The following is a 24,835-nucleotide window of genomic DNA, read 5'->3' on the forward strand; positions in this document are numbered from 1 at the left end:
TTATCAGTTATCGCTTGCGTCGTCCTCTGAAAGAGTGAAGGTAAATCTCTTCTTGATATCTTCATCTGATGCAAGATATTCGTCGTATGTTGTCATCTTATCAATAAGGTGACCGTCGATGATCTCGAAGATACGGTTGGCAGTTGTTTCGACAACCTGATGGTCACGGGATGAGAAGATGATAACGCCAGGGAAGTTCTTGAGACCATCATTGAGAGCAGAGATAGACTCCATGTCAAGGTGGTCTGTAGGCTCGTCAAGAATGATAACATTGGAACCAGAGATCATCATCTTACTGAGCATACATCTTACGCGCTCTCCTCCGGAAAGTACGTTAACCTTCTTGAGACCGTCATCTCCCTTGAAAAGCATTCTTCCAAGGTAGCCACGGACAAACTGGGTATCCTTATCAGGGCTGTACTGAGTGAGCCACTCAACGATTGTATCCTCTGACTTGAATTCAGGAGTATTGTCCTTAGGGAAGTAAGACTGACTTGTAGTTACGCCCCACTTGTAATCACCACTGTCAGGCTCCATCTCACCTGAAAGGATCTGCATGAGAGTTGTCTTGGCAAGCTCGTTAGGACCGACAAGAGCAATCTTATCTTCACGGTTAACGATGAAGGAAATATTATCAAGAACCTTCACACCATTAATGGTCTTTGAAAGATTTTTGACTTCAAGTACGTCGTTACCAATCTCTCTGTTTGGTTTAAATACAATGTAAGGGTACTGTCTGGAAGATGGCTTAATGGTATCAAGCTCGATCTTCTCAAGGGCACGCTTACGTGATGTTGCCTGCTTGGATTTTGAAGCGTTGGCAGAGAAACGCTGGATGAATTCCTGAAGTTCCTTGATCTTCTCTTCCTTCTTACGGTTGGCTTCCTTCTGCTGACGAACGATAAGCTGTGAAGACTCGAACCAGAAGTCATAGTTTCCGGCGAATACTGTGATCTTACCGTAGTCGATATCAGCGATGTTTGTACATACTTTATTGAGGAAATAACGGTCATGGGATACTACTATGACAGTGTTCTCAAAGTTGATAAGGAACTCCTCGAGCCACTCGATTGAGTTGAGATCAAGGTGGTTCGTGGGCTCGTCCAAAAGAAGGATGTCAGGATTTCCGAAAAGAGCTTTTGCAAGGAGAACCTTAACCTTTTCTGAACCCTTAAGCTCATTCATCATTTTATAGTGGAGATCTGTACCTATTCCTAGACCGTTAAGCATAGTCTCTGCATCGGCTTCGGCATTCCAACCGTCCATCTGAGCAAACTCAGCTTCAAGCTCAGCTGCTCTCATACCATCTTCATCTGAAAAATCAGGTTTTGCATAGATGGCATCTTTTTCCTTCATGATATCGTAAAGACGCTGGTTTCCGCGGATAACAGTGTCGATAACTGTGCAGTCATCATACTTGAACTGATCCTGCTCGAGAACACTTAAACGCTGGCCCGGAGTCATGGTGATCTCACCGCTTGAAGGCTCAAGAACGCCGCTCAAAATCTTCAGAAATGTTGACTTACCTGCACCGTTGGCACCAATGATGCCGTAGCAGTTTCCTTCGGTAAACTTGATGTTAACGTCTTCAAACAGTGCCTTCTTGCCTACACGAAAGGTTATATTGTTTGCTGCAATCATTCGCTTCTCCTTTTCTGTATCTGTAAAGTATTCTGTTAAAAACTATAGTGTTGGTATGGTAATTAACAGATGATTCGTATGTAAAAATAAAAGAGTGGCATTGAAGCCGCTCTTAAATGTCATAAACCTAAAGAATTATATCCGAGACACCGCATAAAAGCAAGGTATTTAGGGTTTTATAAGATTTTTTCGAAAAAATAACGTTTAATATGAAAATGTAAAACTATTGCGTCTTAAATAGTAATGTATCATAGTTATTGAAGATTTATACTACATTTATAGAGGGATGTTTTGAAAGGAATTATATGAAATCAAGAATTTTATCAACTATAGCAACATTGGCAATGACCGGATTAATGTCGATGACTACATGTATGTCTGCCTTTGCATTTTATAATGAGCCTGAGAGCATCAAGGGGATACATTCTTCTCATGTTACTATGATAGATGATATGGTTTCTCTTGGATGCAAACAGGTAATATTTCAGTTTAATGCAGGTTTTCTGAAGAATGAACAGCAGATGAAGGGCTACGATGCGCTTATTAATGCTTATAATGCGGCAGACCTCACTGTTACCATGGGTGTTATGAATGACTATCAGGCGGGAGACGAGATAATTCCTGTACAGGCACCGGTTTCAAATCTTTATCAGTTCAATACTCTGACTGAGGGTGGAATTGCAAGAACCATGCAGGTTGCGGAGGCTCTTGCATACAGATATAAGGATAATGTTTCCAACTGGGTTATAGGAAATGAGATAAATAATCAGAGAGAATGGAACTACCTGGGAGTTGATGATATTAACACTTATGTGAAAGCTTATGCTGACAGCTTCCGGATATTTTACAATGCCATCAAGACATACAATCCTGATGCACGTGTGTTTGTACCGTTTGACTATAACTGGACTCAGAACGGTGGAAGTATGTACTATGGATCACGTGATGTGCTTGATCTGCTTAATATATATCTTGCGGATACAGATTACGGTATCGCATGGCACCCCTATCCGCAGGATCTTACAAATCCGGATTTTATGAATACTTCTCCTCTTGCAACAGATGATGCTGAATCGCGAATTGTAAATTTGAAGAATCTTCATGTTCTTACTGATTATATGCAGCAGCAGAATATGATTAGTCCAAACGGTACAGTACGCCATCTTATTCTTTCGGAGGAAGGATTCAGCTCTGTAAGAGGAGAGGACGCGCAGGCTTTGGCGCTTATGCAGGCGTGGGAGAAGGCAAAGGAAAATCCTTATGTGGAAGCATTTCTCTTAAGCCGTCTGGTGGATGCACCATCGGAGGTAGCACAGGGCTATGCCTTTGGTCTTTGGAATTCGAATGGAATTTCCGAAACACCGACAAGCAGAAAACAAACCTGGTACTACTATCAGGCTCTGAATTAATGAGTATAAGAAGTTTTTACAAATGAAAGTGATTCTGCTATGTTTGTTGAGTGTAAATGATTTATTCAGTGAAACAAAAGTCCGTGCAGTTATGATTGACTGCACGGACTTTTTATATTCAGAAAAAAATATCGGGACTATACGGTATAACCTGGGATAAATCTGATAAAAGCACCACTCTATTGGATAATATCGCGAAGAATCCGTTGTATTAGAGTAGTCCTCTCTTAACCAGCTTTTCAAATTCCTTCATCTCATCGGTTACCCACTTGTCTTTGTGATAAAAGATCTGACGGTACATGGTCATATCGAAGTCGACAGGCTTTATCTCGCGGAGTTCCTTGTTTCGTATGGATTCCTGTACGGAGAAAGCCGGAAGAAAAGTGACTCCGTTGTTTTCCTTTACAAGTCTGATGATGACTTCGGTATTACCTGTTTCAAAGAAAGGACGAATCTGCATTCGGTCAGCAGCAAGATCCTGTTCCAATGCATAACGGTAGTTGGAATTCTGCTCAGTCAGGAAAAAGGGCATCTTAATGAGATCACTCATATGAATCTGTCCGGTTTTTGCATCTTCTCCGGGAATTACCAGATCCGGACTTGCCACAAAGATGATAGGTTCAGGTTCCTCGAGAATCTTAATCCAATTAGGATCATAGACTCTTCTGTCAAGAAAGTAGACCATGTCTATAAGGTTGTGCTCAAGCATATCGATGAGGTCCTTAGGTGATCCGGTCTTTATCTCAAGAGTGATTTCGGGATGGTTGTCGTAGAAATACTTAACAACATTAGGTATCTTATAGGTGAGAAGTGACTCAAGAGAACCGATACGAAGCTTATGCTCCTGCATCTGAGGATTGCCGAGAGCTGTATGAACATCATCAACCCTTCGTAAAATTTCATTGGCATACTGAAGAAATTCACGTCCCGGCGGAGTAAGAACCACATGTCGGCCTACTCTATCGAAAAACTTAGTATTGAATTCCTGTTCAAGCTGACGGATCTGGATAGTAACCGCCGCCTGTGTATATCCCAAAGCTTCTGCCGCTTTACTGAAGCTTTGCATCTCAACTATTTTAACAAATGAATTAAGCTGTCTTATCTCCATATTTACTCCGTTCAAATATCGGTTAAGTACAGAACAGTATATATAAAAAAAGAATTGTAAGCAATTACACAAATAAATTTTTTTTATTAATTTTTTGATATATATAAGCAGTATTTGACAGAAATAAAGTATTTGTCAATTGTTGCTATGGATGAAGAGTTTTTTTGGTAAAAGTAATATATTTTATTTTGAGTATTGACGATAAATAATCCGGTGATAAAATAGTAAAAAATCATGTAAGGGATTCTGTATTTAAGATGTATATAACCATTATAAGAACGGTATAAATAGCGATGAAGCACGCAAGGAGGGAGTATTTCCTCCTAAGCGTGCTTTTTCTTTATACAGAATTCCACAAACCAAGGAAGGGGTTAATCGATGAGTAACGAAAAAGTAAAGATTGGAGAAGAAGGTATCTATGATGCCAGACAGCTTGGAACAGGGAAGGTGTTGATACTTGGATTCCAGCATATGTTTGCTATGTTTGGTTCCACGGTTTTGGTTCCACTGCTTACAGGATTGAGTGTTTCGGCAACGCTTCTTTGGGCAGGTCTTGGAACACTTTTGTTCCATCTCATAAGTAAGAAAAAAGTTCCGGCATTTTTGGGATCATCATTTGCATTTCTTGCAGGCTATGCTGCCATAGCTCCAAACGGAGAACCTGAGCTTCTCAGATATGCCTGTTTTGGTGTAGCGTGTGCCGGTCTTGTATATCTTGTTCTTGCAACTGCATTTAAGGCATTTGGAGAATCAAGAGTAATGCAGTATTTCCCGCCTGTAGTTACAGGTCCAATCATTATTGCAATCGGTCTCAATCTTTCCAAGTCTGCGATTGAGAACTGCTCAAGTAACTGGCCTATAGCACTGGTAGCTATAGTAATTGTAGTTGTCTGCAACATCTGGGGAAAGGGCATGGTTAAGATCATACCTATTCTTCTCGGTGTTATAGGGTCCTATACAGTAGCTGCAATAACAGGTGTTATCGACTTTACTGAAGTTGGAAATGCAGCGTGGTTTGGTGTTCCTCTTAACTACAGCCGTACAGTTTTCTCAATTTTTACTGACGGAAGTCTTGACACTTCACTTCTTATTACATCAGTTATTACAATAGTACCTATCGCTTTTGCGACAATGATGGAGCATATCGGAGATATTTCTGCAATATCATCAACAGTCGGTGAGAACTTTATCAAGGATCCGGGTCTTCACAGAACTCTCACAGGTGACGGTTTGGCGACAGCCTTTGCTTCACTTTTCGGTGCTCCTGCAAATACAACTTATGGTGAGAACACCGGTGTGCTTACATTAACAAAAGTTTATGATCCAATGGTTATCCGTCTTGCGGCCTGCATAGCAATCATCTTGAGCTTCTGCCCTAAGTTTGCGGCGCTTATCGAGGTTATGCCATCAGCTACAGTAGGAGGTATCTCACTTGTTCTTTACGGTATGATTTCTGCAGTTGGTATCCGTAATGTAGTTGAGACAAAGGTTGATTTCTCACAGACGAGAAATGTTATTATTGCAGCTTTGATCCTTGTTCTTTCAATCGGTGTTAACTACTCAACAGCCGGTGCCATCATCATCCCGCTTGGTGCTATGACCATCAATTTCTCAGGAATAGCAACAGGTTCACTTGTAGGTATCATCCTTAATGCACTTCTTCCGGGTAAGAACTATGATTTCAAGGATAGCGAGCCTAACAAGACCGGCGTTGATCTTGAAATCGCACAGGGTGAGTCTCTTGTATGGCAGCTTGCAAAAAAGGCAGGAGCCAGGAATATGGTAGAGGACGGCTCTGAAAAGGCTAAAAACTAATCAAAAAAATATTTACGTATTTATGAGGACAGGACAATATCCTGTCCTCTTTTGTTATAATTAGGATATGGTTTAGGTAAGAGTAGTTTATTCGATAGTATGTATGTGGGATATGAAAGTGGGATAATGCTTTGAATAACGATGATACTCGAAAAGATAAGTGGAAGTTCAGAAAAAAAGTAAATAAAGAAACCGAGGATGCTGATCTGCAATGGGAGAGTCTGAAGTACAATCCTATTCGAATGAACAAGAGGAATGTTAATCAGAATTTGGCTGAGAAACATACAGCGAAAGAAAGACACAGAAAAAAAGTAATAGATAAGATTTTGTTCATTATATGTGCAGTGGCCATAGGAACAGGCGTGTTCATGTTTATGTACCTGTTGTTTGGACATAAGATAAAACTGACTAAGCCTAAAGATGCATTCAATGTTGTTAAGGAGACAACATTGGCTGAAAAAGCACCGACTATAGAGGAGTCCACAGGGGAAACCTATATTGTGGAAGCTACGTTTCCGGGGAATGACGTGGAAGGGTTAAATGTTATAGGAGGGAACGGTGAGCTGATAGGTTTTTCATTTCCGAGTCAGTATGATAAAAAGTGGCTGCTTCTTGAAAAGTATTTTGGAAAGGTAATGAATTCAGTCGGATATGATACCGAGTTTAAATACGCATCCTACGGGCCGAATGCTGTATCAGAGAAAGCTGTAACAGACAGGAGTGAGGCTGTAGCGCAGCAGATATCGGATATTAAAGACATGGTGGAAGATGGTGCCAGGATGATATTTACAGCACCTGTAGATGTTAATTCTGTGGAATACGGAAAGCTTCTTACAGAAATAAAGAATCAGGGAATATATGTTATTGCTCTTGATCATGTCCCCATGAATACAGATGGAGTTAACTATCTTTTTGGATGTGATGATTATCATGTCGGTGAAGTTATAGGAAAGTATATAGTAAAAGAACTTGGACTTGAAACGGCTACGGCACAGGCACCTAAGACTGTGGAGATATTCACCGGTGCTGTAACGGATGATACATTACTTTTCTTATATCCCGGACTTATGGAAACACTGTTTCCTTATATAGATGCGGGTTCACTGGTCATTGGATCCGGTCAGATGGAACTTGAGCAGGTAACAGCACTTGATAACTCAGAAAATGATGCTTATGAGAGAATGAAAAATCTTATAAGAGATGTGTACAGTAAAAAGACACTTGATGCGGTTATCTGTACGGATGACTATATAGCATCCGGAGTTTCAAGGGCTATGGTTGAAGCTATAGAACAGGGAGAATATGCCGGAAGTTTTCCGGTCATAACCGGAGATGGTTGTGATGATGAGGCGCTTGAAAGAATACTTCAGGGAAAACAGTCTATGACATTGCTTCATGAACCGACCGAATATGCCGTGCGTGGAGCAGAACTTGTGGATGCCGTTATCCATGGAAATAAAGTTAGTGTCTCTGATTCGGAAATGTACCAGAACGGAAGCATTGTAGTACAGGCATCAGAACTTGAGCCTGTTGTAATCACTGCAGAGAACTACGAAGAAATGATATTAAATAAGGGTTATCTTCAGACTACGGTTCTTATCGATTGAAAAAAGGGATGTCACAAGATGATATGCTATCCACGTGTAGGTTTGTCCTGCATTGAGGCAAGTATATCAAAAGGCGGCATCCCTTTTTAATAGGTATTATTTACAGGCGTCGCTCATCATGAATGATACGACCTTTTTCATATCCTCAGGTTCTGATACAAAAAGTTCGAGTTCCTTGATAGTCGCGTTATTAAATAGTTTTGCTGTCATAAGCATCTGACTGAGTTTTGATTTAAGATTGATTCGGTCACCTTCAGCTGAGACAAGCTCAACTGTACCTTTGCAACTGTTAAGTACTTCAAAAAGACCGTCTACGTTATTGACATTCTCGAGTTTCATTACGTTTACCTCCTATAATATAGATATATAACCTGTTTCGTTCTTAAGTTGTAAAGTATAATATGGCAGGTTGCATAAAATATCAAGTAAAAATTTGTGAAAAAACACAGTTAACTTTGATGTATTTGGCGATAGTTCAGTGAATACGTTTATGCCAATCATGTGAAAATTGTGATATACTTCATGCGAAACAAAGAAAGGAATTGTCTATATTTTAACAATATCTTGCAAATTCCGCTATTCAATCTATGTCGGATTTTTTATGAAAATACGGCATTCAGCTTCAGCCCTTCGCAAAGCGAAAGTTCAAGGGGTTGACGTTCCCAAAGGTAGGAGAAAAATCATGAAATTAGTTATTGGAAATGATCACGCAGCATTAGACATGAAGAATGAGATCAAGCAGTACCTTGAGGAAAAGGGTATCGAGATCGTTGATGTAGGAACTAATTCAACGGACAGCTTTAATTATCCCATTTCAGGATATCGTGTCGGAAAGATGGTTGCTGAAGGTAAGGTAGATGGCGGTATTGCAATTTGTGGTACAGGTGTAGGTATCAGTCTTGCTGCAAATAAGGTAGATGGAGTACGAGCATGCTGTTGTAGCGAGCCGTATTCAGCAGAGATGAGTAAGCGTCATAATAATTCAAATGTTCTCTGCTTTGGAGCAAGAGTTATAGGTATTGAGACAGCAAAGCAGATTGTTGATGCATGGTTAAATGCCCGGTTTGAGGGCGGACGTCATGAGACTCGTGTAAATATGATCATGGAGATTCAGGATACTCAGGCGCTTAAGGCTGCGGATGAGAATTGAACAGTATTGAAATAAACATAAATATTTATATGTAAAAAAGAGCGATATCCCTATAACTATCATAGATAGAAATTAGGATATCGCTCTCTTTTGCTTATTTTATAGGGGAATGCTGATTAAAGCGTTTCCCTGGTCGGACTTTCGATGTGAAGCATCAATCTTCTTTAAAAATACGAACCCCGAAGCCGGACGATCTAAGGAAACATTGATTTAATCAGTGTTTCCTTAACTTATGTCGATACTCTCACGAGGGGTGACAAAGTTATCCGGGAAAAACAGATTTTGAATTAATTATGTCAGTTTTTTATACCGGAAGCTTTAAGTGCCTCCAGAAAAGTCTTTTTGTTGAGGCTCGCAATGAGGCCTTCAGGGAAATGTACTTCTTCAAGAAGTTTCTTTGTTTCATCAAAATGACCTATGAGAGTTGAGATATGAGCATCTGTGGCGATTGAAACATGACATCCGATGTCTGCACAGATTTCAAGAAGTTCTCTGCAACGCCTCTTTGTAATGCTGTCAGTTTTCTTTTCTCCGAAATCAAAACTGTGCTCATTTACTTCCAAAAGTTTATTCATAGATTTTGCAGCTTCAGCTATGGCTTTGAAATCCACATCCAGACCGCTTCTTCCCATATGACCGAGGATAAGAACTTTTTCCTGCTGAAGAGCCTTGATATACATATCTGTCATCTGATTCCTGGTGGCATCTTTTGTAAAAGATTTTCCATGAATGCTGGCGATGACATAGTCCATGTTTTTGGTTGTATGCTCGTAAAGGGTAGTCGGTACTTTGAATGGATCCCCGACTATTGATTCTGTGACAGAAATATCCTGCCCGAAAAGTTCTCCGTTAAGGCCAACAATATCTGCTTCGCATCCAGAAAGAAGTCTGACACCCATCCAAACATCAGGCCAGGTCATAGGTGATGTGAAAAGATACTGATAGTTTTTTGAGTTTTTATAATCTGTCCACTGCATACCTGAAAAATGATCGGTGGAAACAAGAAGTTCCAATCCGACTTCTGAAGCGGCTTCAACATTTTCCTTAATGGTTGAGTATGCATGTCGGCTATAGAGAGTATGTGTATGGGTATCACATTTTATATCGTACATATCTGATCCCTCCTGAAAAGTGAATGGAGATGCAAAAGCAAATCGTAAATAAACATATAACACAGAATAGAAAAACAAACATAAATGTGATGCTATTCTGACGTTTGAATTAAATTCGGTTGCAATCATAACACATCTGTACTAAATTGCAAAAGCAAATGATATGATGATACAAGAATCATAAAACCATATTATGCTTATTTCGGCACAAAGATGGAGGATTAAATGGGAAAATCACTGGTTTCAAGTGGAAAGATAATACTTAAGAAGGGTGAGGGGCGTACCATCAAGGCAGGAGGCGCCTGGATCTTTGATAATGAAATAGACCGGTATGAAGGCGAATATGAGAATGGTGACATAATCACAGTTTTCGACTTTGATGGTTTCTTTATGGGATACGGATTTATAAATCACAGTTCCAAAATAAGGGTTAGAATGCTTTCAAGATGGAGAAAGGAACCGATCGACAGAGAGTTTCTTCGTGAAAGAGTAAAGAATGCATGGGAGTACCGTAAGCTTGTTGTAGATACTGGTTCCTGCCGCATCATCTTCGGTGAGGCTGACTGGCTTCCGGGACTGACTGTAGATAAGTACGAGGATGTGCTGGTAGTTGAGTCTCTGGCCCTTGGAATAGACCGGCTTAAGGAGATGATACTTGAGGATCTGGTTGAGGTTTTGAATGAAGATGGCGTTAGTATAAGAGGAATCTACGAAAGATCAGATGCTCCGGTTCGTAAGAAAGAAGGCATGGAGCCACACAAAGGTTTCATCGGTCCTGAGTTTGATACCAATGTTCTCATTACTGAGAACGGTGTTAAGTACATGGTTGATGTTGTGAATGGGCAGAAAACCGGATTTTTCCTTGATCAGAAATACAATCGTCTTTCTATTCAGAAGCTTTGTAAGGGAAAGAAGGTTTTGGATTGTTTCACGCATATGGGAACTTTTGCTCTTAATGCGGGAATCGCAGGTGCGGCATCTGTTGAGGGTCTCGACATCTCTGAACTTGCAGTGCAGCAGGCTACTGCCAATGCTGAGAGAAACGGGCTTTCCGATACGGTACACTTCCGTACCGCCGATGTGCTGGATGAGTTGCCTAAGCTGAATAAGAAAGGTGAGAAGTACGATGTGGTTATCCTTGATCCGCCGGCATTTACAAAATCAAGAGAAGCTACAAAGGCTGCTATTCGCGGTTACAGGGAGATAAACATGCAGGGAATCAAGCTTGTAAAGGATGGTGGATATCTTGCGACATGCAGCTGCAGCCACTTCATGACACCGGAGCTTTTTACAAAGACTATCGCAGAGGCAGCAAACTCTGTTCATCGTCGTCTCCGCCAGGTAGAGTATCGCACTCAGTGTTCGGATCATCCGATCCTTTGGGCAAAGGACGAGAACAGTTATTATCTCAAGTTCTACATCTTCCAGGTGTGTGACGAGAAGTGATAGATTGAGCAGGAAAGACTGAATGAATTAAAGTGAATAAAACAGCTGATATGGATTTATTCCGGTGTCAGCTGTTTTATCCGTTATATGTGACAAATGATAAAAGTGCCAAACATGGTGTTACACCAGGTTTGGCACTTTTATTTAATTTGGCGATTTATCAGGGGCCTTTAATAACTCTATATGGCGTTAATGCTTCCTACGAGGTAATAAAGACTATTCTTGAAGAGTCTGAACGTTACAATATTGATTCGAAAAAGGTCATATTTGGTGGATTCAGTGCCGGAGCCTGCATGGCCATAGATATGATGATACTTTGCAACAGGAGAAGGGAATTTTCATATCTTGGAGTTATCGCATTCTATCCGGGACTTGATTTCAGGACAAAGGGATTAGATACAGGAGACATAAGTCTTAGTACCACAAGTGATGTATATGGGTATTCTTACTTCAGTGAAGGTGGTGATCTGAATGATTCTATTGCCTGTCCTGTACATGCTTCTATTGAAGATCTTAAGAATACGCCATCGATATTTCTTATGCCGGGAGAACTGGATCCGCTTCGTTTCGGATGTGAACAGATGGCCATGAATCTTATGAAGTCCAATGTTCCTGTTATATATCATCAGTTCACGAATTGTGCACACGGATTTACGCATAGAGCATATGTCGAAGAACCAAAACAGGCTATAAAAGAAGCGGAAGAATACATAAAGTTTCTTTTGAACAAATGATGAAAATTAAATTAAAAGTCTATCAGGAAGATAAAAACATTATAGAAAATATCCGCTCATTTTAAGATTACCTTTTTAAAGGTTGATTTATGAAAGTAATAAATATTCTTTAATGAGCCCAGTAAGGGAGGAAAATATGACAATACAAATGTTTATTGCGCTTGCAATAGTGGTACTGATGATCGTTATGATTGTATCGGATAAGTTTTCATTTGGGGCTCCGCCGCTTCTGGCATGCGCACTACTTGTTTTAACCGGTGTTTCAACTATATCAGATGCATTTTCCGGATTTACTGATTCCAATGTTGTAATGATAGCGGGTTTTATGGCAGTTATGGCTGCTCTTCAAAAAACCCGTCTCAATGGAGAAGAAGCAAAATATCACAATTTTGCTTCTTCTCCATCTTTTTTCGGAAGTCTGAAGTATACAGTCACCATCATTGTTGTAAATGCAGCGATTCCCCCGATTATATTTGATATTGGCTCTGCGGCAAATACTCCGTCCACACCCATGAAAAGAGGGAGCGTTAGAGTAAGAGGGAGGATGATTATTATTTTTCTGAGTGTCGAGAAGAAGATGGCCTTCTTTGATTGTCCCAATGCAGAAAAAACAGACTGTCCGCAAAACTGTCCCATTTGGAATATGAATGCCAAAAGATAAAGTCTCAGACAATGAGTTCCTACGGTTATGGTTTCAGTATCAGGTGTAAAGATGCGGATGAAGAAGGTTGGAAAAACAAGTATGAGGATCCACGCCAGTGTACCGTAACTGCTTGCTGCGGCAGATGCAAAGAGGATACCTTGTTTTAGCCGATTATATTTTCTTGCACCAAAGTTGAAACCGAGAACAGGTTGTGAGGCATGAGTTACAGCTGTTCCCGGAAGGGTAATAAAGTCTCTGATTGAATTGATGATGGCGAAAATACCGATGTAAAGGTCTCCGCCGTAATCACGGAGCATGATATTGCATGCTGCCTGAGTAATTGTATTGGTTGATTTCATCAGAAAGTTTGCAAATCCTAAAGTGATGATTTCTTTGGCTATACTTCTATCAAAGCGTATCTCTGAAAGTTTAAGCCGAAACAAAGCTTTATCTGAAAGCAGAAATCTGATAACCCATACAGCACTTACTGTCTGAGATATCACTGTTGCTATGGCAGCTCCAACAACTCCCCAATTGAGAATGAACATAAAAACAGGATCAAGGATTATATTAAGAAGTGCTCCTATGGCAGTGGTTATCATTCCTGTTCTTGGGAATCCCTGAGCACTTATATAGTAGTTCAGGCCGGAACCTGTCATGAAAAATACTGTTCCCAGAATGTAGACAGAAAAGTAGCTGTGTGCATATGTATAAGTGGCATCACTGGCTCCAAGAGCATAAAGGATGGGCTTCATGAAGATGAGAGTAAGTATTGTCATGGCTATAGATACAGTTAAGAGAAGAAAAGAACTTTCACACATTACTCGGTTTGCCCTGTCTTTGTTGCCTTCTCCTCTTGCTATAGAAAAAAGCGGTGTTCCACCGATACCAAACCAGTCAGTGAATGCAGTGATCAGAGTTATAACAGGAAAGCAGACGCCTACTCCTGTTAAAGCAAGACCGTTAGAACCCGGGAGATGTCCGATATATATACGATCAACTATGTTATATAGCAGCTGTATGATTTGAGCCACCAGAAGTGGAATGGTCTGAGTGAGGATGGCCTTTATAACAGAACCTTTTGAAAAATCCGTAGCGTTTGATGCCAAGGGGAACCTCCTGAAAATCATAATCGTACATAAACCGGGTTATGTGATAATTATTACTTAAATGCATGTATAAAAAACATATATGCTTTCCTTTTGCAGTGTATCACTGTATTTCAATATGGTAAAATATCAATTGTTGATGCCGGATATAGTGTTATTGAGGAACAATGTAACAGTGTAATACTGTTGATGTTCTGTACAGTATGCATCATTTGAATAACAGATTAATATGAATATATATGTCCGTAAGTGATTGCGGTAGAACGGAGATATTATGAAAAAAATGATTTCATGGAATGTTAACGGCCTTCGTGCTGTTATGGGTAAGAACTTTATGGAAGAGTTTCAGAAGCTGGATGCAGATATATTCTGTCTTCAGGAGACAAAACTTCAGGAAGGTCAGATAGAGTTGGATCTTCCGGGATATCATCAGTATTGGAACTATGCCGAGAAGAAAGGATATTCCGGAACGGCTCTTTTTACCAGGGAGGAGCCGCTTAGTGTTTCCTATGGAATAGGAATCGAGGAGCATGATAAGGAAGGACGTGTCATCACAGCTGAATTTCCGGAATACTATGTGCTTACTGTATATGTTCCAAATTCTCAGGGAGAACTTAAAAGACTTCCATACAGAATGGAGTGGGAGGATGCCTGGAGAGAATACATTAACAGGCTTAATGAGAAAAAACCTGTGATTTATTGCGGAGATCTTAATGTTGCCCATGAGGAGATAGACATCAAGAATCCGTCAACCAATCATCACAATGCAGGTTTTACAGATGAAGAACGTGCCAAGTTCTCACGTCTTCTTGACTCAGGTTATGTAGACAGCTTCCGTCTGCTTCATCCGGATGCGGTTGATGAATACAGCTGGTGGTCATACCGAATGAAGGCAAGAGAGAGAAATGTGGGGTGGCGTATAGATTATTTCGTTGTATCGGAAAAGATAAAGGATAGAATAAAGAGTTCCGATATACATCAGGAGATCATGGGTTCGGATCACTGTCCTATAGAACTACAGATGGAATTGTGATATTTGTTAAATATCTACATCTTTATTCAATATACCATACGCTTTTTAATCACTTATTTAAATATGTCATGCGTTTAATCGTTACATCTCTAATCAGATGTAACGATTTTTTGGTATATATGTTATACTTGTACCAACTATATGTAAAAATATTTTATCCTTTCCCCAAGACGCAACATCGGGAGACAGAAGTGGGGGTACAATGTTTGGATTAAGAAAAGAAAATGATCTGTATATTTTCGAAGCGGTTGTTCATACCGAACAGCTGTATCTCGACTTATATGATGGTAGTAAAAAAGTACGTCAGATAGCATTTGATCCCGGGAAAAGGATCGGAGATGTATGGAAGCTGGAAGTTGCAGAGGACATCTCTAAGTACAGCTACTGCTATGAAGCCGACGGGCACATATTCACAGATCCTAACGGAACAGTATTCGAGGGCAGAAAGAAGTTCGGATTCCTGAAGGACGGTATCAGGATATTGAAAACGCCTGTAGCAGAGGCTGTCGCCATGACGGAACTTAGTGAAGAGTGGTTGAAGGACAGGCCGCTGGAAATACCATATGATGAATCGGTTATATATCGTTTACATGTAAGAGGGTTTACTGCTCACTCTTCATCCGGATTAAATACGGATGTTCGCGGAACCTTTCAGGGAATCATCGAAAAGATACCTTATCTTACGTCTCTTGGGATAACGGCAGTTGAACTTATGCCTCCATATGAATTCAATGAAGTGATGCTTCCGGATTTTGGAGTACAGAATCCCTATAAAACAGAACTTAAACCTACAGGTCGCATCAACTATTGGGGATTCACCAAAGATGCATTGCAGCTTGCGCCAAAATCAAGTTTTACCTCTGATCATAAAAATCCGCGAAATGAATTTCGAAAGATGGTGTATGAACTGCACCGGAATAATATAGAAGTAATAGTGGATCTCTATTTTACATATGAGACATTACCGGATTATATTACAACAGTTATGCGTTACTGGCGTATCAACTATCATGTAGACGGTATACATATGATAGGATCTGCACCTTACAGTGTCATAGCCAGAGATCCTTACCTCAGTAGATTTAAGATATGGGCGGACAGCTGGGAAGGACAGATAATTGATGGAGACCGTTACGGAGGAGCCTACAGGCAGAATACACCGAAGTATCTTGCTGATTATAATGACGGATTCCAAAATGATATGCGTCGGGTTCTTAAAGGTGATGAGAGTATGCTGGGAACACTGATGAACAGGATAAGATTCAATCCTGCCGATAGAGCCAATATTCAGTATATGGCTAATGTTTCCGGTATGAGTCTTATGGATAGCATTTCATATGACAGAAAGCATAACGAATCCAATTATGAAGATAACAGGGATGGAACAAATCAGAACTTTTCGTGGAATTGCGGAGAGGAGGGACCCAGTCGTAAAAAATCGGTCAAGCTCCTGAGAAAAAAGATGTGGAGAAATGCTTATCTTCTTCTTATGCTTTGTCAGGGAACACCTCTTATCAATTCAGGAGATGAATGTGGTCAGACCCGTCTTGGCAATAATAATGCATACTGCCAGGATAACAATCTTAACTGGATGAACTGGCATCTCATGGAAAAGAATCAGGAGCTGTATGAATTTGCGAGGTATGTGATTTCATTCAGGAAGAAGCATAAAGTGTTTCATCAGCCGACAGCTTTGAAACAATTGGATTATCGTTCCGTGGGTATACCCGATCTCAGTTTTCACGGAGAAAATGCATGGAGACCTGAGATGGATAACTATAGGCGTCAGCTTGGAGTTATGTATGCAGGAGAGTATGCACAGGATGAGACTTTTATGGTTCTCTATAATTTCCATTGGGAAAAGCATGACTTTCTTTTGGCACATCCGCCTGCAGGTAAAAAGTGGGCGATTGCGATAGATACTGCATCAGAAGATAATAACGGGATATATCCCGAAGGACAGGAACTGGAGCTTTCCGATAATGAATGGGTTGTGGAACCCAGATCCATAGTTGTTCTTAAAGCGGTGAAAGATAAGTCATATAAGCCAAAGAGAAGAAGGGTACGAAAACAAAAAACTGAAGATAATAAGGCTTAGACGTAGATAGGATCAAAAGCAGAAGCATTATCCGCGTAAACGGTGTGCTGAAAAGAGTCAGAAGTTTTGTTCTGACGTCATTAATTATAGAAATCGAATGATAAAGATATAGCGTTTCGGTAACGGAACACTAAGGAGGAACTCATGACAGAAAAACTATACGATGTAATGAACTGGGCAGATGTAGAGGATGTAACTTATGCGGAAACAGCAGATCCAAAGAGTATTCTCGGCGCACATGTTATACCTGAAGGACTTCTGATTCAGGCTTTCATTCCAACAGCAAAGGATATCGAAGTTAAGATTCAGGGTGACAGGGTATATCAGATGGAACTTGCTGATGAGGAAGGATTCTTTGCCGTTCTCGTTCCTATGAAAAAGAAATGGGAAAAGGAACTTCCTAAGTTTTCTTATCTTATCACTTATGATAATGATACAACGATGGAGTCAGAGGATCCTTATTCTTTTGCTTCTATATATACAGAAGAAGATATAAAGAAGTATCAGGCAGGAATCTGGTATGATATTTATAACAAAATGGGGGCACACCCTATAACCATAGATGGCGTCGAGGGTGTAGTTTTTTCTGTTTGGGCTCCTAATGCAGAGAGAGTATCTGTAGTAGGTGATTTCAATCTTTGGGATGGAAGAAGAAATATGATGCAGTGTCTTGGTGCATCAGGAATTTTTGAGATATTTATTCCTCATCTTACTCCGGGGACTATCTATAAATATGAGATAAAGTGTCGCCACAAAGAGCCGTTCCTGAAGACCGATCCTTATGCCAATGCCATGGAGATGAGACCTAATAATGCTTCTGTTGTAGCTGAACTTGATAAGTTTGAGTGGACAGATAAGGAATGGGAGGATAGAAAGCTTGAGTTAAAGACATCCGGAATCAAAGAGCTTCCTATGAGTGTATATGAAGTACATCTCGGATCCTTTGCAAGAAAACAGTCCATGATAAACGAAGACGGAACCGAGGTAGCCGGCTCAGAGTTTTATAATTATAAAGAGTTGGCAAAGAAGCTTGCTGCTTATGTAAAGAAGCAGGGATATACTCATGTTGAACTTATGCCTATCATGGAGCATCCGCTTGATGCAAGCTGGGGTTATCAGGTATCGGGCTACTATGCGCCCACAAGCAGATATGGATCTCCTGAGGATTTCATGTATTTTGTCAACTATATGCATAATGAAGGAATAGGAGTTATTCTTGACTGGGTACCGGCACATTTCCCGAGAGATGCATGGGGCATTGCACAGTTTGACGGTACAGGACTCTATGAGAATCCGGATCCGCTTCTTGCAAGCCATCCACACTGGGGAACATTGACATTTAACTATCGTAAAAACGAGGTTTCCAATTTCCTTATCGGAAGTGCTATGTATTGGGCTGATAAGTACCACGTTGACGGACTCCGTATGGATGCCGTAGCTTCCATGCTCTATCTTGATTACGGACGACAGGGACAGAGTGTATCCAGAAATATGTATGGTGGAAATGAGAATCTTGATTCTGTTGAATTCCTGAAGCACTTGAACTCACAGTTCCACAAGAGATTTCCGGGAACCCTTTTGATTGCTGAAGAGTCTACAGCATGGCCTAATATCACAGGTTCAGTAAAGGATGACGGACTGGGCTTTGATATCAAGTGGAATATGGGATGGATGAATGACTTCCTCGGCTATATGGAGACAGATCCGTATTTCCGTAAGGGAAGCTACAATCAGCTTACATTCTCTATGATCTACAACTATTCAGAAGACTTTATGCTTGTGTTCTCACACGATGAGGTGGTTCATGGCAAGAGATCTCTTCTTGGAAAGATGCCGGGACATACATTCGAGGAGAAATCCAGAAATCTTCGTACAGCATATGGATACTTCTGGTCACATCCGGGTAAAAAACTACTCTTTATGGGACAGGATTTCGGCCAGTATGATGAGTGGTCTGAAAATCAGGAGCTTGAGTGGAATCTGTTGGAGTACCCTGTTCATAAGGAACTCCAGAGCTTTGTAAAGGATCTTAATGATGTATACAGGTCGCAGCCTGCACTCTGGCAGCTTGACTACTATCCGGATGGTTTTGAATGGATAAACTGCAGCTACAGTGATCTCTCTATGGTTATGTTTGTACGAAAGACTGACAAGCCGGAGGATACAGTCCTCGTTGTGACTAATTTTGATAATGTTGCTCATCCTAAGTTCAGAGTAGGTGTTCCGTTCATGTGCAATGCCAAAGCACTTATTTCAACAGATGATGAAAAGTACGGCGGATTTGGAATGGTTAAGCGTACTCAGATAAAGGCAAAGAAAATCTCATGGGATGACAGAGATTACGCTTTAGACATTGATATACCTTCTATGTCAACTACTATCTATAAGCTCACACCATGTGAGGAGCCTGAGATAAAGGAAAGTTCAAAGAGCACAGCGACTAAGAAAACCGCCAGAAAGCCGGCTGCAAAGAAGACTTCATCAAAAAAAGATGAGAAAGAGGAAGTAATAGAGGTTTCCGCGGTTGAAAAAGTCAGTGTCGGTAAAACAACGGCCAAGGCAACTAAAACAACTACAGCGAAAACTGTAAAGAAAGTTCAGACAGAGAGTGGTAAGAGTACTTTGAAACCTGCAGCAGCTAAGGCTCCTAAGAAGGCCTCAGGAGCTGCACGTCGCCGAAAGGGTTGATACAGAAAGCTTATAAGAGCCGGATTTAATGTCGAAATCCTTTATGGAGGTGCAGTATGAAAAAAGCAGGAGTGTTGATGCCGGTATTCTCTTTGCCGGGAAGATACGGCATAGGATCATTAGGTAAGGCAGCATACGATTTTATAGATGTTCTTTGTGATACAGGTAACAAGATATGGCAGGTTCTTCCCATGGGACCAACAGGATTTGGAGATTCTCCCTATCAGTCATTTTCTGCCTTTGCGGGTAATCCGTATTTTGTGGATTTAGATACGCTTATAGAGGAAGGTCTTTTGGATGAAAAAGAACTTGATGACCCGGAAGAATTTGATTTCGGCGATGGCAGGGCTTTAAAGAGAAATGTCAATGCGGGTTCGGTACAGTCGTCTGTTGAAAGTCCTGAAAGAGTTAATTACGGAAAATTGTATGTGAGCAAAAATAAGGCGTTAAAGCTTGCGTACAAGAATTATAAGAAACAGGGTGGAGACATTGATCTTCTGTATAAAGAACTTAGGTCTGAAACAGTTGAATATTGTGTCTTTATGGCTATTAAAGATAGCTTAAATGGGGCAAGCTGGGATGTATGGCCGAAGGAACTTAGAGACAATGATCCCTTAGCTGTTGCGGAATTCTCCAAAGAGCATAAGGATGAAGTTGACTTCTTTGCATTCGTTCAGTATCAGTTCATCAGGCAGTGGAGAAGCGTACACAAGTATGCGTCCATAAGAGGCATTGAGATAATCGGTGATATTCCTATATATTGTGCGGCGGATTCAAGTGATGTTTGGGCCCATCGTGAACTTTTCCAATATACCAGAGAAGGCGAACCGAAGAAGGTTGCGGGAGTACCGCCTGATTTGTTCTCAGTGACGGGGCAGTTATGGGGGAATCCTCTATATGACTGGAAGTTGCATGAGAAAACCGGTTATAAATGGTGGCTTGACCGTATGGACTACTGTCTTGAGATGTATGATACGTTGAGAGTTGATCATTTTAGGGGATTTGAAGCCTATTATGCAATTCCTTACGGAGATGAAACGGCAGAAAATGGCGAATGGATCGAAGGCCCGGGAATGGGCCTCTTTGATGCGATGTATAAGCATTACGGGAAAAAGGACCTTCCGATCATTGCTGAGGATTTGGGTATCATAACGGATGGCGTGAGGGAACTTATGGCCAAGGTTGGATTCCCCGGTATGAAAGTGCTTCAGTTTGCATGGGATTCCGGTGCGGATAATGCATTTCTGCCACATAGTCTTGTCTCTCCTAACTGCATCTACTATACAGGTACACACGATAATGACACTCTTAGACATTGGTTCGAAACTCTCCCTGACTGGCAGAGGGACTATATGTATAAGTATATGAGCCGTTCTTCAAATGACTGGAAAGTTATGCCTGAGCTACTGATAAAGCTTTCGATGGGAACCGTTGCAGACACTGTTGTGGTTCCTGCGGCAGACTATCTTGGACTTGGAGGACAGGGAAGAATAAATTATCCCGGAACATCGGGAGATAACTGGCAGTGGAGGATGAAAGAAGGCGCCTTCAGTGATGTTATAAAGAGCAGGATGTCTGAAATCGTAGGTGTATACGGTCGTTATCAAAAAGCCGAACCGAAACCGGTTAAAAAAGTTGAAACCGAAGTTGAAGTCGGTGCTTCCTGTGAGAAAGATGATTCTAAGGAAGTATTGATACTCAAGGAAACACTTATTTAATCGGTGTTTCCTTAGATATAAATGAAAAAGCATCGAAGCATATCTCATATCTTTAGTTGGACCGATTGGGAAGTAGAGAATGTGTTTTGTACATAAGACATACTTTTATCGGGAATATATAAAAAAGCCGGAGGGTACTGAATGTATCCTTCGGCTTTATACATGTTTATCTGATGAGATGTATTAAGAATGAACTCAATAGATAGAGCATTAAAGCTATATGAAGTTTAAATCAAATGTTATCAGTTCACGGCGAAACTTGCCTGAGCCTCGTTTTTGGCAAGATCCTTTACGTAAACTACAATGGAATCTGCTGCCATTGAAAAAGTTACTTTTCCGGTTGTACGATTAATATCTGTAGGCTTCAGATTGTTTCCGAGGCTGTCTACTGCATAGATAGAATCCCAATCAACACCTGATTGTGTATCAGATACGATAAACTCAAGATAGCCGGCACCAAGAACTACAGATTCTTCGTCGATGACAGGATTTGTCTCATCCAAAAGGTTGACCTGAATATGTGAAGATTTAGTCATATTGTTGATGGCTACAGCTGTAACGGTAAGATTGCCGTTTTCTGTAAGTATACACTTGTATGTTTTGCCGCTCTTTTCAAGTTCTACAGGCTGTCCTTCTATAGAAGCTGTGACAGATTTGACAGGTATAAGGGATGAAACCTTAAAAGAGACCTCTGCATTCTGATAATCCTTTGTATCAGGTTCTGAAGCATCTATAGATGGAGCCTGAATGACGAAAAGAAGAATGAGTCCGTTTATAACTACGTATGGAATCAAAAAGCCTAAAAGGAAACGAGTGAGACCGGATTGTGAGGATTTACCCTTTACAAGACGTCCGTTTGCGTCATAACGCATAGATGGTCTCTCTGAATAATTCTTTGCCATAATTGCCTTTCTGTTACTTATATTTTTATACATAATTTGCGATAAGTATAACAAAATGAATCTTGCGTTACAAGAAGGTTGTTGTTATACTTGTTTAATACTTAATTAAATTTTCTAGAAATATCATTCTTGATTTCCAGGGATTTTCCAAAATATTGAATTAAAAGTATAGATAACATAACATTATTTTTTGCTTGTGAGTTTATGATCATCTGATATTACACTGGATGGATTTCTATCGATAATCGATATTATTTCAGTTTTTATATTCAATTTAATATGAATATGTTTTCTCAGGCAGCTATCAACAGGGGATCAATTCTTACGCCAACCGACTAAGGAGGACACATGGCAGACGAAAGAGAAGAGAAGGTGACATCTGAGTCCAAACCTGCAAGAAAAACCAGAGCAAGAGCAGGAAAAAAAGAGGAGACTACAGAAGTCACGGAGACAAAAACCGTAAAGACTACCAGAAAAACACGTACCAAAAAAGATGTAAAGGAAGAGGGTACAAAGGACGTCGTTGACGCGAATGAAGTTGCAAAGGATGACGTGGCGGAGGAGACACCAAAGAAGAGAACCGTGCGCCGTACAACAAAAAAAACGGTTTCTGATGCAGAAGATAGCACAGATGCCATAAAAACAACAGCAAGAAAGACTTCTTCAAGAAAAACTACTCTAAAGAAAAATGAAGAGAAAGAGGCTGACATTGCTTCTGAAAACTCAGGTGACATCCCGGAAAAAACTGCTGATGACCATGATGCAAAAAGGGAAATACCTGTACAGGATCCAATTACAGATTCCATAAAGGAAAGTACCGGGACAGAAGCAGTAGCAGATAATATTGCAGTATCAAAGGATATTCAGGTAAATCCACAGTCAGAGGCTGTTTCATCAGATCAGTCATCAGAAAGAACGTCTGAGACATCAGAACCGGGTGAAGTACGAGTGCAGGATAATAAGGTCAATAACCATCGTAAAACTATCGTTGTGAACAGACGGGGGATACATGGAGTCAAGCCGGTAAGAACCTCTGACAGAGATGTCAGAAATGACCATGCTCAAAGATCAGAATATCAGAACAGAACAGATCGTTATTCAAGATTTGATAAGAGTCAGGATACAGCAGAGAGAGATTCGAGAGTTGAGCGAGAAGATAATGCTGTAGGTCAGGAGTATGCACAAAGAGATAATGCGTTGGGGGTCAGACAGGATACGCAGCAAAGAGACTTTCGTCGTTTTGAAAAGGATGCAGCTGATCGTACAGATGAGGATATGGCCAGCAGAGATGCCGAAATAGTAAAGGCCGCTGAAAATGAGAAGACTGATGAGCTTGATAATGAAACTCAGAAGGCACCAACAGGCAATCCTTGCGGAGGTATCCTGGAGGTTATGCCGGATGGCTTCGGTTTTACAAGATCAGAGAATTTCCTTCCGGGTGAAAATGATGTCTATGTAAATCCTGCCATCATAAAGAGATACAGACTTAAAACCGGTGATGTCATTAAAGGTCTGTACAGAAGTAAGAATCCTAATGAACGTTTCGGAGCCCTTTCCTATATAGAAACAGTTAATGGTAAGCCGCTTAGTGCCATTTCACAGAGAAAGAGCTTTGAACAGCTTACGCCTGTGTTCCCCAATCAGCGAATAAGACTGGAAGTTGAGGGAGAGAAGGCACCGACTTCTCTAAGATTACTTGATCTTCTTGCACCTATCGGTAAAGGGCAGAGAGGAATGATTGTTTCTCCGCCTAAGGCAGGTAAGACTACACTTCTTAAGCAGGTGGCAAAGGCTATAGTAAAGAATGAGCCGAATATGCATCTTTTGATACTTCTTATCGATGAACGTCCTGAAGAAGTAACTGATATGAAGGAAGAGGTAGAAGGCGGTCTTGTGACAGTTATTTACTCAACTTTTGATGAACAGCCTGAGCATCATAAGCGTGTTGCTGAGATGACAATTGAAAGGGCGAAACGTCTTGTGGAGCAGGGAGAGGATGTTACCATCCTTCTTGATTCCATCACAAGACTTGCAAGAGCATACAATCTGGTTGTGCCTGCATCGGGAAGAACTCTGTCCGGAGGTTTGGATCCGGCAGCACTCCATATGCCAAAGAGATTCTTTGGTGCCGCAAGAAATATGCGTGAAGGAGGTTCACTTACTATTTTGGCTACGGCACTTGTTGATACAGGTTCACGTATGGATGATGTTATATATGAGGAGTTCAAGGGAACCGGAAATATGGAACTTGTGCTCAACAGAGAACTTCAGGAACGTCGCATTTTCCCTGCTATCGATATTGTTAAGTCAGGAACCCGTCGAGATGACCTGCTTCTTACAGATCTTGAGAGAAGTGCAGTTGATATAATCCATAAGAGGACCTATGATGAAAAGGCGGGAGCGGCTGAAGAAGTTATCAATCTTTTTGATAAGACAACCAATAATGAGGAAGTGTGTCAGTTTGTGGTAAATGGTAAGCCTGTAATGCGATCTCAGAACACTAATTCAAGACTTGCAATCAAGATAAACAGACCACAGTGATAAAAAGGTATTGCAAATAAATATCATTTATGTTAATTTGATAAGGCTTTACTAAAAACTAAGTATATCATGGCGTTCAGT

General features: G+C 40.7%; 17 protein-coding genes. 11 read left to right on the top strand and 6 right to left on the bottom strand.

The features are described from left to right. Nucleotides 1–3: 3 nt before the first annotated feature. Nucleotides 4–1,641 carry an ABC-F family ATP-binding cassette domain-containing protein gene (locus BM294_RS01645; RefSeq protein ID WP_091204285.1) on the bottom strand — a complete coding sequence of 546 codons (1,638 nt, stop codon included), beginning with the start codon at nucleotides 1,639–1,641 and terminating at the stop codon, nucleotides 4–6. Nucleotides 1,642–1,946: 305 nt separating this feature from the next. On the opposite strand from BM294_RS01645, the gene BM294_RS01650 reads away from it, so the two are divergent. Continuing rightward, nucleotides 1,947–3,050: a DUF5722 domain-containing protein gene (locus tag BM294_RS01650; RefSeq protein ID WP_091204287.1), complete on the top strand. Its 1,104-nt coding sequence runs from the start codon at nucleotides 1,947–1,949 to the stop codon at nucleotides 3,048–3,050. A 211-nt stretch (nucleotides 3,051–3,261) separates the two neighbouring features. Here BM294_RS01650 and BM294_RS01655 read toward each other — a convergent pair whose 3' ends face one another. Then, nucleotides 3,262–4,158, bottom strand: coding sequence for a LysR family transcriptional regulator (locus tag BM294_RS01655; RefSeq protein ID WP_091204289.1), 897 nt, complete (start codon nucleotides 4,156–4,158; stop codon nucleotides 3,262–3,264). A gap of 378 nt (nucleotides 4,159–4,536) precedes the next feature. On the opposite strand from BM294_RS01655, the gene BM294_RS01660 reads away from it, so the two are divergent. Together BM294_RS01660 and BM294_RS01665 are read left to right on the top strand one after the other, a co-directional pair. After that, nucleotides 4,537–5,973 carry a uracil-xanthine permease family protein gene (locus BM294_RS01660; RefSeq protein WP_091204291.1) on the top strand — a complete coding sequence of 479 codons (1,437 nt, stop codon included), beginning with the start codon at nucleotides 4,537–4,539 and terminating at the stop codon, nucleotides 5,971–5,973. 131 nt (nucleotides 5,974–6,104) lie between these two features. Then, the gene (locus BM294_RS01665) at nucleotides 6,105–7,580 is read left to right on the top strand and encodes a substrate-binding domain-containing protein (RefSeq protein ID WP_091204293.1); all 1,476 of its coding nucleotides are present in this window, start codon (nucleotides 6,105–6,107) and stop codon (nucleotides 7,578–7,580) included. A 96-nt stretch (nucleotides 7,581–7,676) separates the two neighbouring features. On the opposite strand, the gene BM294_RS01670 is transcribed toward BM294_RS01665, so the two are convergent. Beyond that, nucleotides 7,677–7,919 (bottom strand): polya polymerase, encoded by a 243-nt coding sequence (locus BM294_RS01670; RefSeq protein WP_091204295.1) that lies wholly within the window; start codon nucleotides 7,917–7,919, stop codon nucleotides 7,677–7,679. A 343-nt stretch (nucleotides 7,920–8,262) separates the two neighbouring features. Between BM294_RS01670 and rpiB the strand changes: the two genes are divergently transcribed. Continuing rightward, a complete protein-coding gene (gene rpiB / locus BM294_RS01675; RefSeq protein WP_091204297.1) occupies nucleotides 8,263–8,730 on the top strand; it encodes a ribose 5-phosphate isomerase B in 468 nt (155 codons plus the stop codon). A gap of 296 nt (nucleotides 8,731–9,026) precedes the next feature. Here the strand turns inward: rpiB and BM294_RS01680 are convergent, their stop codons facing one another. After that, nucleotides 9,027–9,842, bottom strand: coding sequence for a PHP domain-containing protein (locus BM294_RS01680; protein WP_091204301.1), 816 nt, complete (start codon nucleotides 9,840–9,842; stop codon nucleotides 9,027–9,029). Nucleotides 9,843–10,067: 225 nt separating this feature from the next. On the opposite strand from BM294_RS01680, the gene BM294_RS01685 reads away from it, so the two are divergent. Together BM294_RS01685 and BM294_RS01690 are read left to right on the top strand one after the other, a co-directional pair. Continuing rightward, entirely contained in the window at nucleotides 10,068–11,288 is a 1,221-nt protein-coding gene (locus BM294_RS01685) for a class I SAM-dependent rRNA methyltransferase (protein WP_175494412.1), read from the top strand. A 131-nt stretch (nucleotides 11,289–11,419) separates the two neighbouring features. Then, complete coding sequence (locus tag BM294_RS01690) at nucleotides 11,420–12,022, top strand: alpha/beta hydrolase (protein ID WP_175494414.1); 603 nt, start codon at nucleotides 11,420–11,422, stop codon at nucleotides 12,020–12,022. Between the two features lie 381 nt (nucleotides 12,023–12,403). On the opposite strand, the gene BM294_RS01700 is transcribed toward BM294_RS01690, so the two are convergent. Continuing rightward, nucleotides 12,404–13,774, bottom strand: coding sequence for an MATE family efflux transporter (locus BM294_RS01700; protein WP_242944385.1), 1,371 nt, complete (start codon nucleotides 13,772–13,774; stop codon nucleotides 12,404–12,406). A 274-nt stretch (nucleotides 13,775–14,048) separates the two neighbouring features. On the opposite strand from BM294_RS01700, the gene BM294_RS01705 reads away from it, so the two are divergent. The 4 genes from BM294_RS01705 (at nucleotide 14,049) to malQ (ending at nucleotide 21,311) form a co-directional block, all read left to right on the top strand. Then, nucleotides 14,049–14,807, top strand: coding sequence for an exodeoxyribonuclease III (locus BM294_RS01705; protein ID WP_091204308.1), 759 nt, complete (start codon nucleotides 14,049–14,051; stop codon nucleotides 14,805–14,807). A gap of 202 nt (nucleotides 14,808–15,009) precedes the next feature. Next, nucleotides 15,010–16,905, top strand: coding sequence for an alpha-amylase family glycosyl hydrolase (locus BM294_RS01710; RefSeq protein WP_091204309.1), 1,896 nt, complete (start codon nucleotides 15,010–15,012; stop codon nucleotides 16,903–16,905). A gap of 144 nt (nucleotides 16,906–17,049) precedes the next feature. Next, nucleotides 17,050–19,593 carry a 1,4-alpha-glucan branching protein GlgB gene (gene glgB / locus BM294_RS01715; RefSeq protein ID WP_091204311.1) on the top strand — a complete coding sequence of 848 codons (2,544 nt, stop codon included), beginning with the start codon at nucleotides 17,050–17,052 and terminating at the stop codon, nucleotides 19,591–19,593. Nucleotides 19,594–19,649: 56 nt separating this feature from the next. Beyond that, nucleotides 19,650–21,311 (top strand): 4-alpha-glucanotransferase, encoded by a 1,662-nt coding sequence (malQ, locus tag BM294_RS01720; protein WP_091204312.1) that lies wholly within the window; start codon nucleotides 19,650–19,652, stop codon nucleotides 21,309–21,311. A 242-nt stretch (nucleotides 21,312–21,553) separates the two neighbouring features. Here the strand turns inward: malQ and BM294_RS01725 are convergent, their stop codons facing one another. Then, nucleotides 21,554–22,213, bottom strand: coding sequence for a hypothetical protein (locus BM294_RS01725; protein ID WP_091204313.1), 660 nt, complete (start codon nucleotides 22,211–22,213; stop codon nucleotides 21,554–21,556). A 348-nt stretch (nucleotides 22,214–22,561) separates the two neighbouring features. On the opposite strand from BM294_RS01725, the gene rho reads away from it, so the two are divergent. Next, nucleotides 22,562–24,754, top strand: coding sequence for a transcription termination factor Rho (rho, locus tag BM294_RS01730; RefSeq protein ID WP_091204315.1), 2,193 nt, complete (start codon nucleotides 22,562–22,564; stop codon nucleotides 24,752–24,754). The last annotated feature ends 81 nt before the right edge of the window (nucleotides 24,755–24,835 follow it).

This window comes from Oribacterium sp. WCC10 (genome assembly GCF_900113415.1).
In the GTDB taxonomy this organism is placed as follows: Bacteria; Bacillota; Clostridia; order Lachnospirales; family Lachnospiraceae; genus Oribacterium.

What these genes read in the sequence shown, in the direction of transcription:
- BM294_RS01680 (WP_091204301.1), bottom strand. Translation starts at nt 9,842, where the DNA reads ATGTACGATATAAAATGTGATACCCATACACATACTCTCTATAGCCGA.
- rpiB (WP_091204297.1), top strand. Translation starts at nt 8,263, where the DNA reads ATGAAATTAGTTATTGGAAATGATCACGCAGCATTAGACATGAAGAAT.
- malQ (WP_091204312.1), top strand. Translation starts at nt 19,650, where the DNA reads ATGAAAAAAGCAGGAGTGTTGATGCCGGTATTCTCTTTGCCGGGAAGA.
- BM294_RS01670 (WP_091204295.1), bottom strand. Translation starts at nt 7,919, where the DNA reads ATGAAACTCGAGAATGTCAATAACGTAGACGGTCTTTTTGAAGTACTT.
- BM294_RS01655 (WP_091204289.1), bottom strand. Translation starts at nt 4,158, where the DNA reads ATGGAGATAAGACAGCTTAATTCATTTGTTAAAATAGTTGAGATGCAA.
- BM294_RS01725 (WP_091204313.1), bottom strand. Translation starts at nt 22,213, where the DNA reads ATGGCAAAGAATTATTCAGAGAGACCATCTATGCGTTATGACGCAAAC.
- BM294_RS01705 (WP_091204308.1), top strand. Translation starts at nt 14,049, where the DNA reads ATGAAAAAAATGATTTCATGGAATGTTAACGGCCTTCGTGCTGTTATG.
- BM294_RS01710 (WP_091204309.1), top strand. Translation starts at nt 15,010, where the DNA reads ATGTTTGGATTAAGAAAAGAAAATGATCTGTATATTTTCGAAGCGGTT.
- BM294_RS01660 (WP_091204291.1), top strand. Translation starts at nt 4,537, where the DNA reads ATGAGTAACGAAAAAGTAAAGATTGGAGAAGAAGGTATCTATGATGCC.
- rho (WP_091204315.1), top strand. Translation starts at nt 22,562, where the DNA reads ATGGCAGACGAAAGAGAAGAGAAGGTGACATCTGAGTCCAAACCTGCA.
- BM294_RS01645 (WP_091204285.1), bottom strand. Translation starts at nt 1,641, where the DNA reads ATGATTGCAGCAAACAATATAACCTTTCGTGTAGGCAAGAAGGCACTG.
- glgB (WP_091204311.1), top strand. Translation starts at nt 17,050, where the DNA reads ATGACAGAAAAACTATACGATGTAATGAACTGGGCAGATGTAGAGGAT.
- BM294_RS01685 (WP_175494412.1), top strand. Translation starts at nt 10,068, where the DNA reads ATGGGAAAATCACTGGTTTCAAGTGGAAAGATAATACTTAAGAAGGGT.
- BM294_RS01650 (WP_091204287.1), top strand. Translation starts at nt 1,947, where the DNA reads ATGAAATCAAGAATTTTATCAACTATAGCAACATTGGCAATGACCGGA.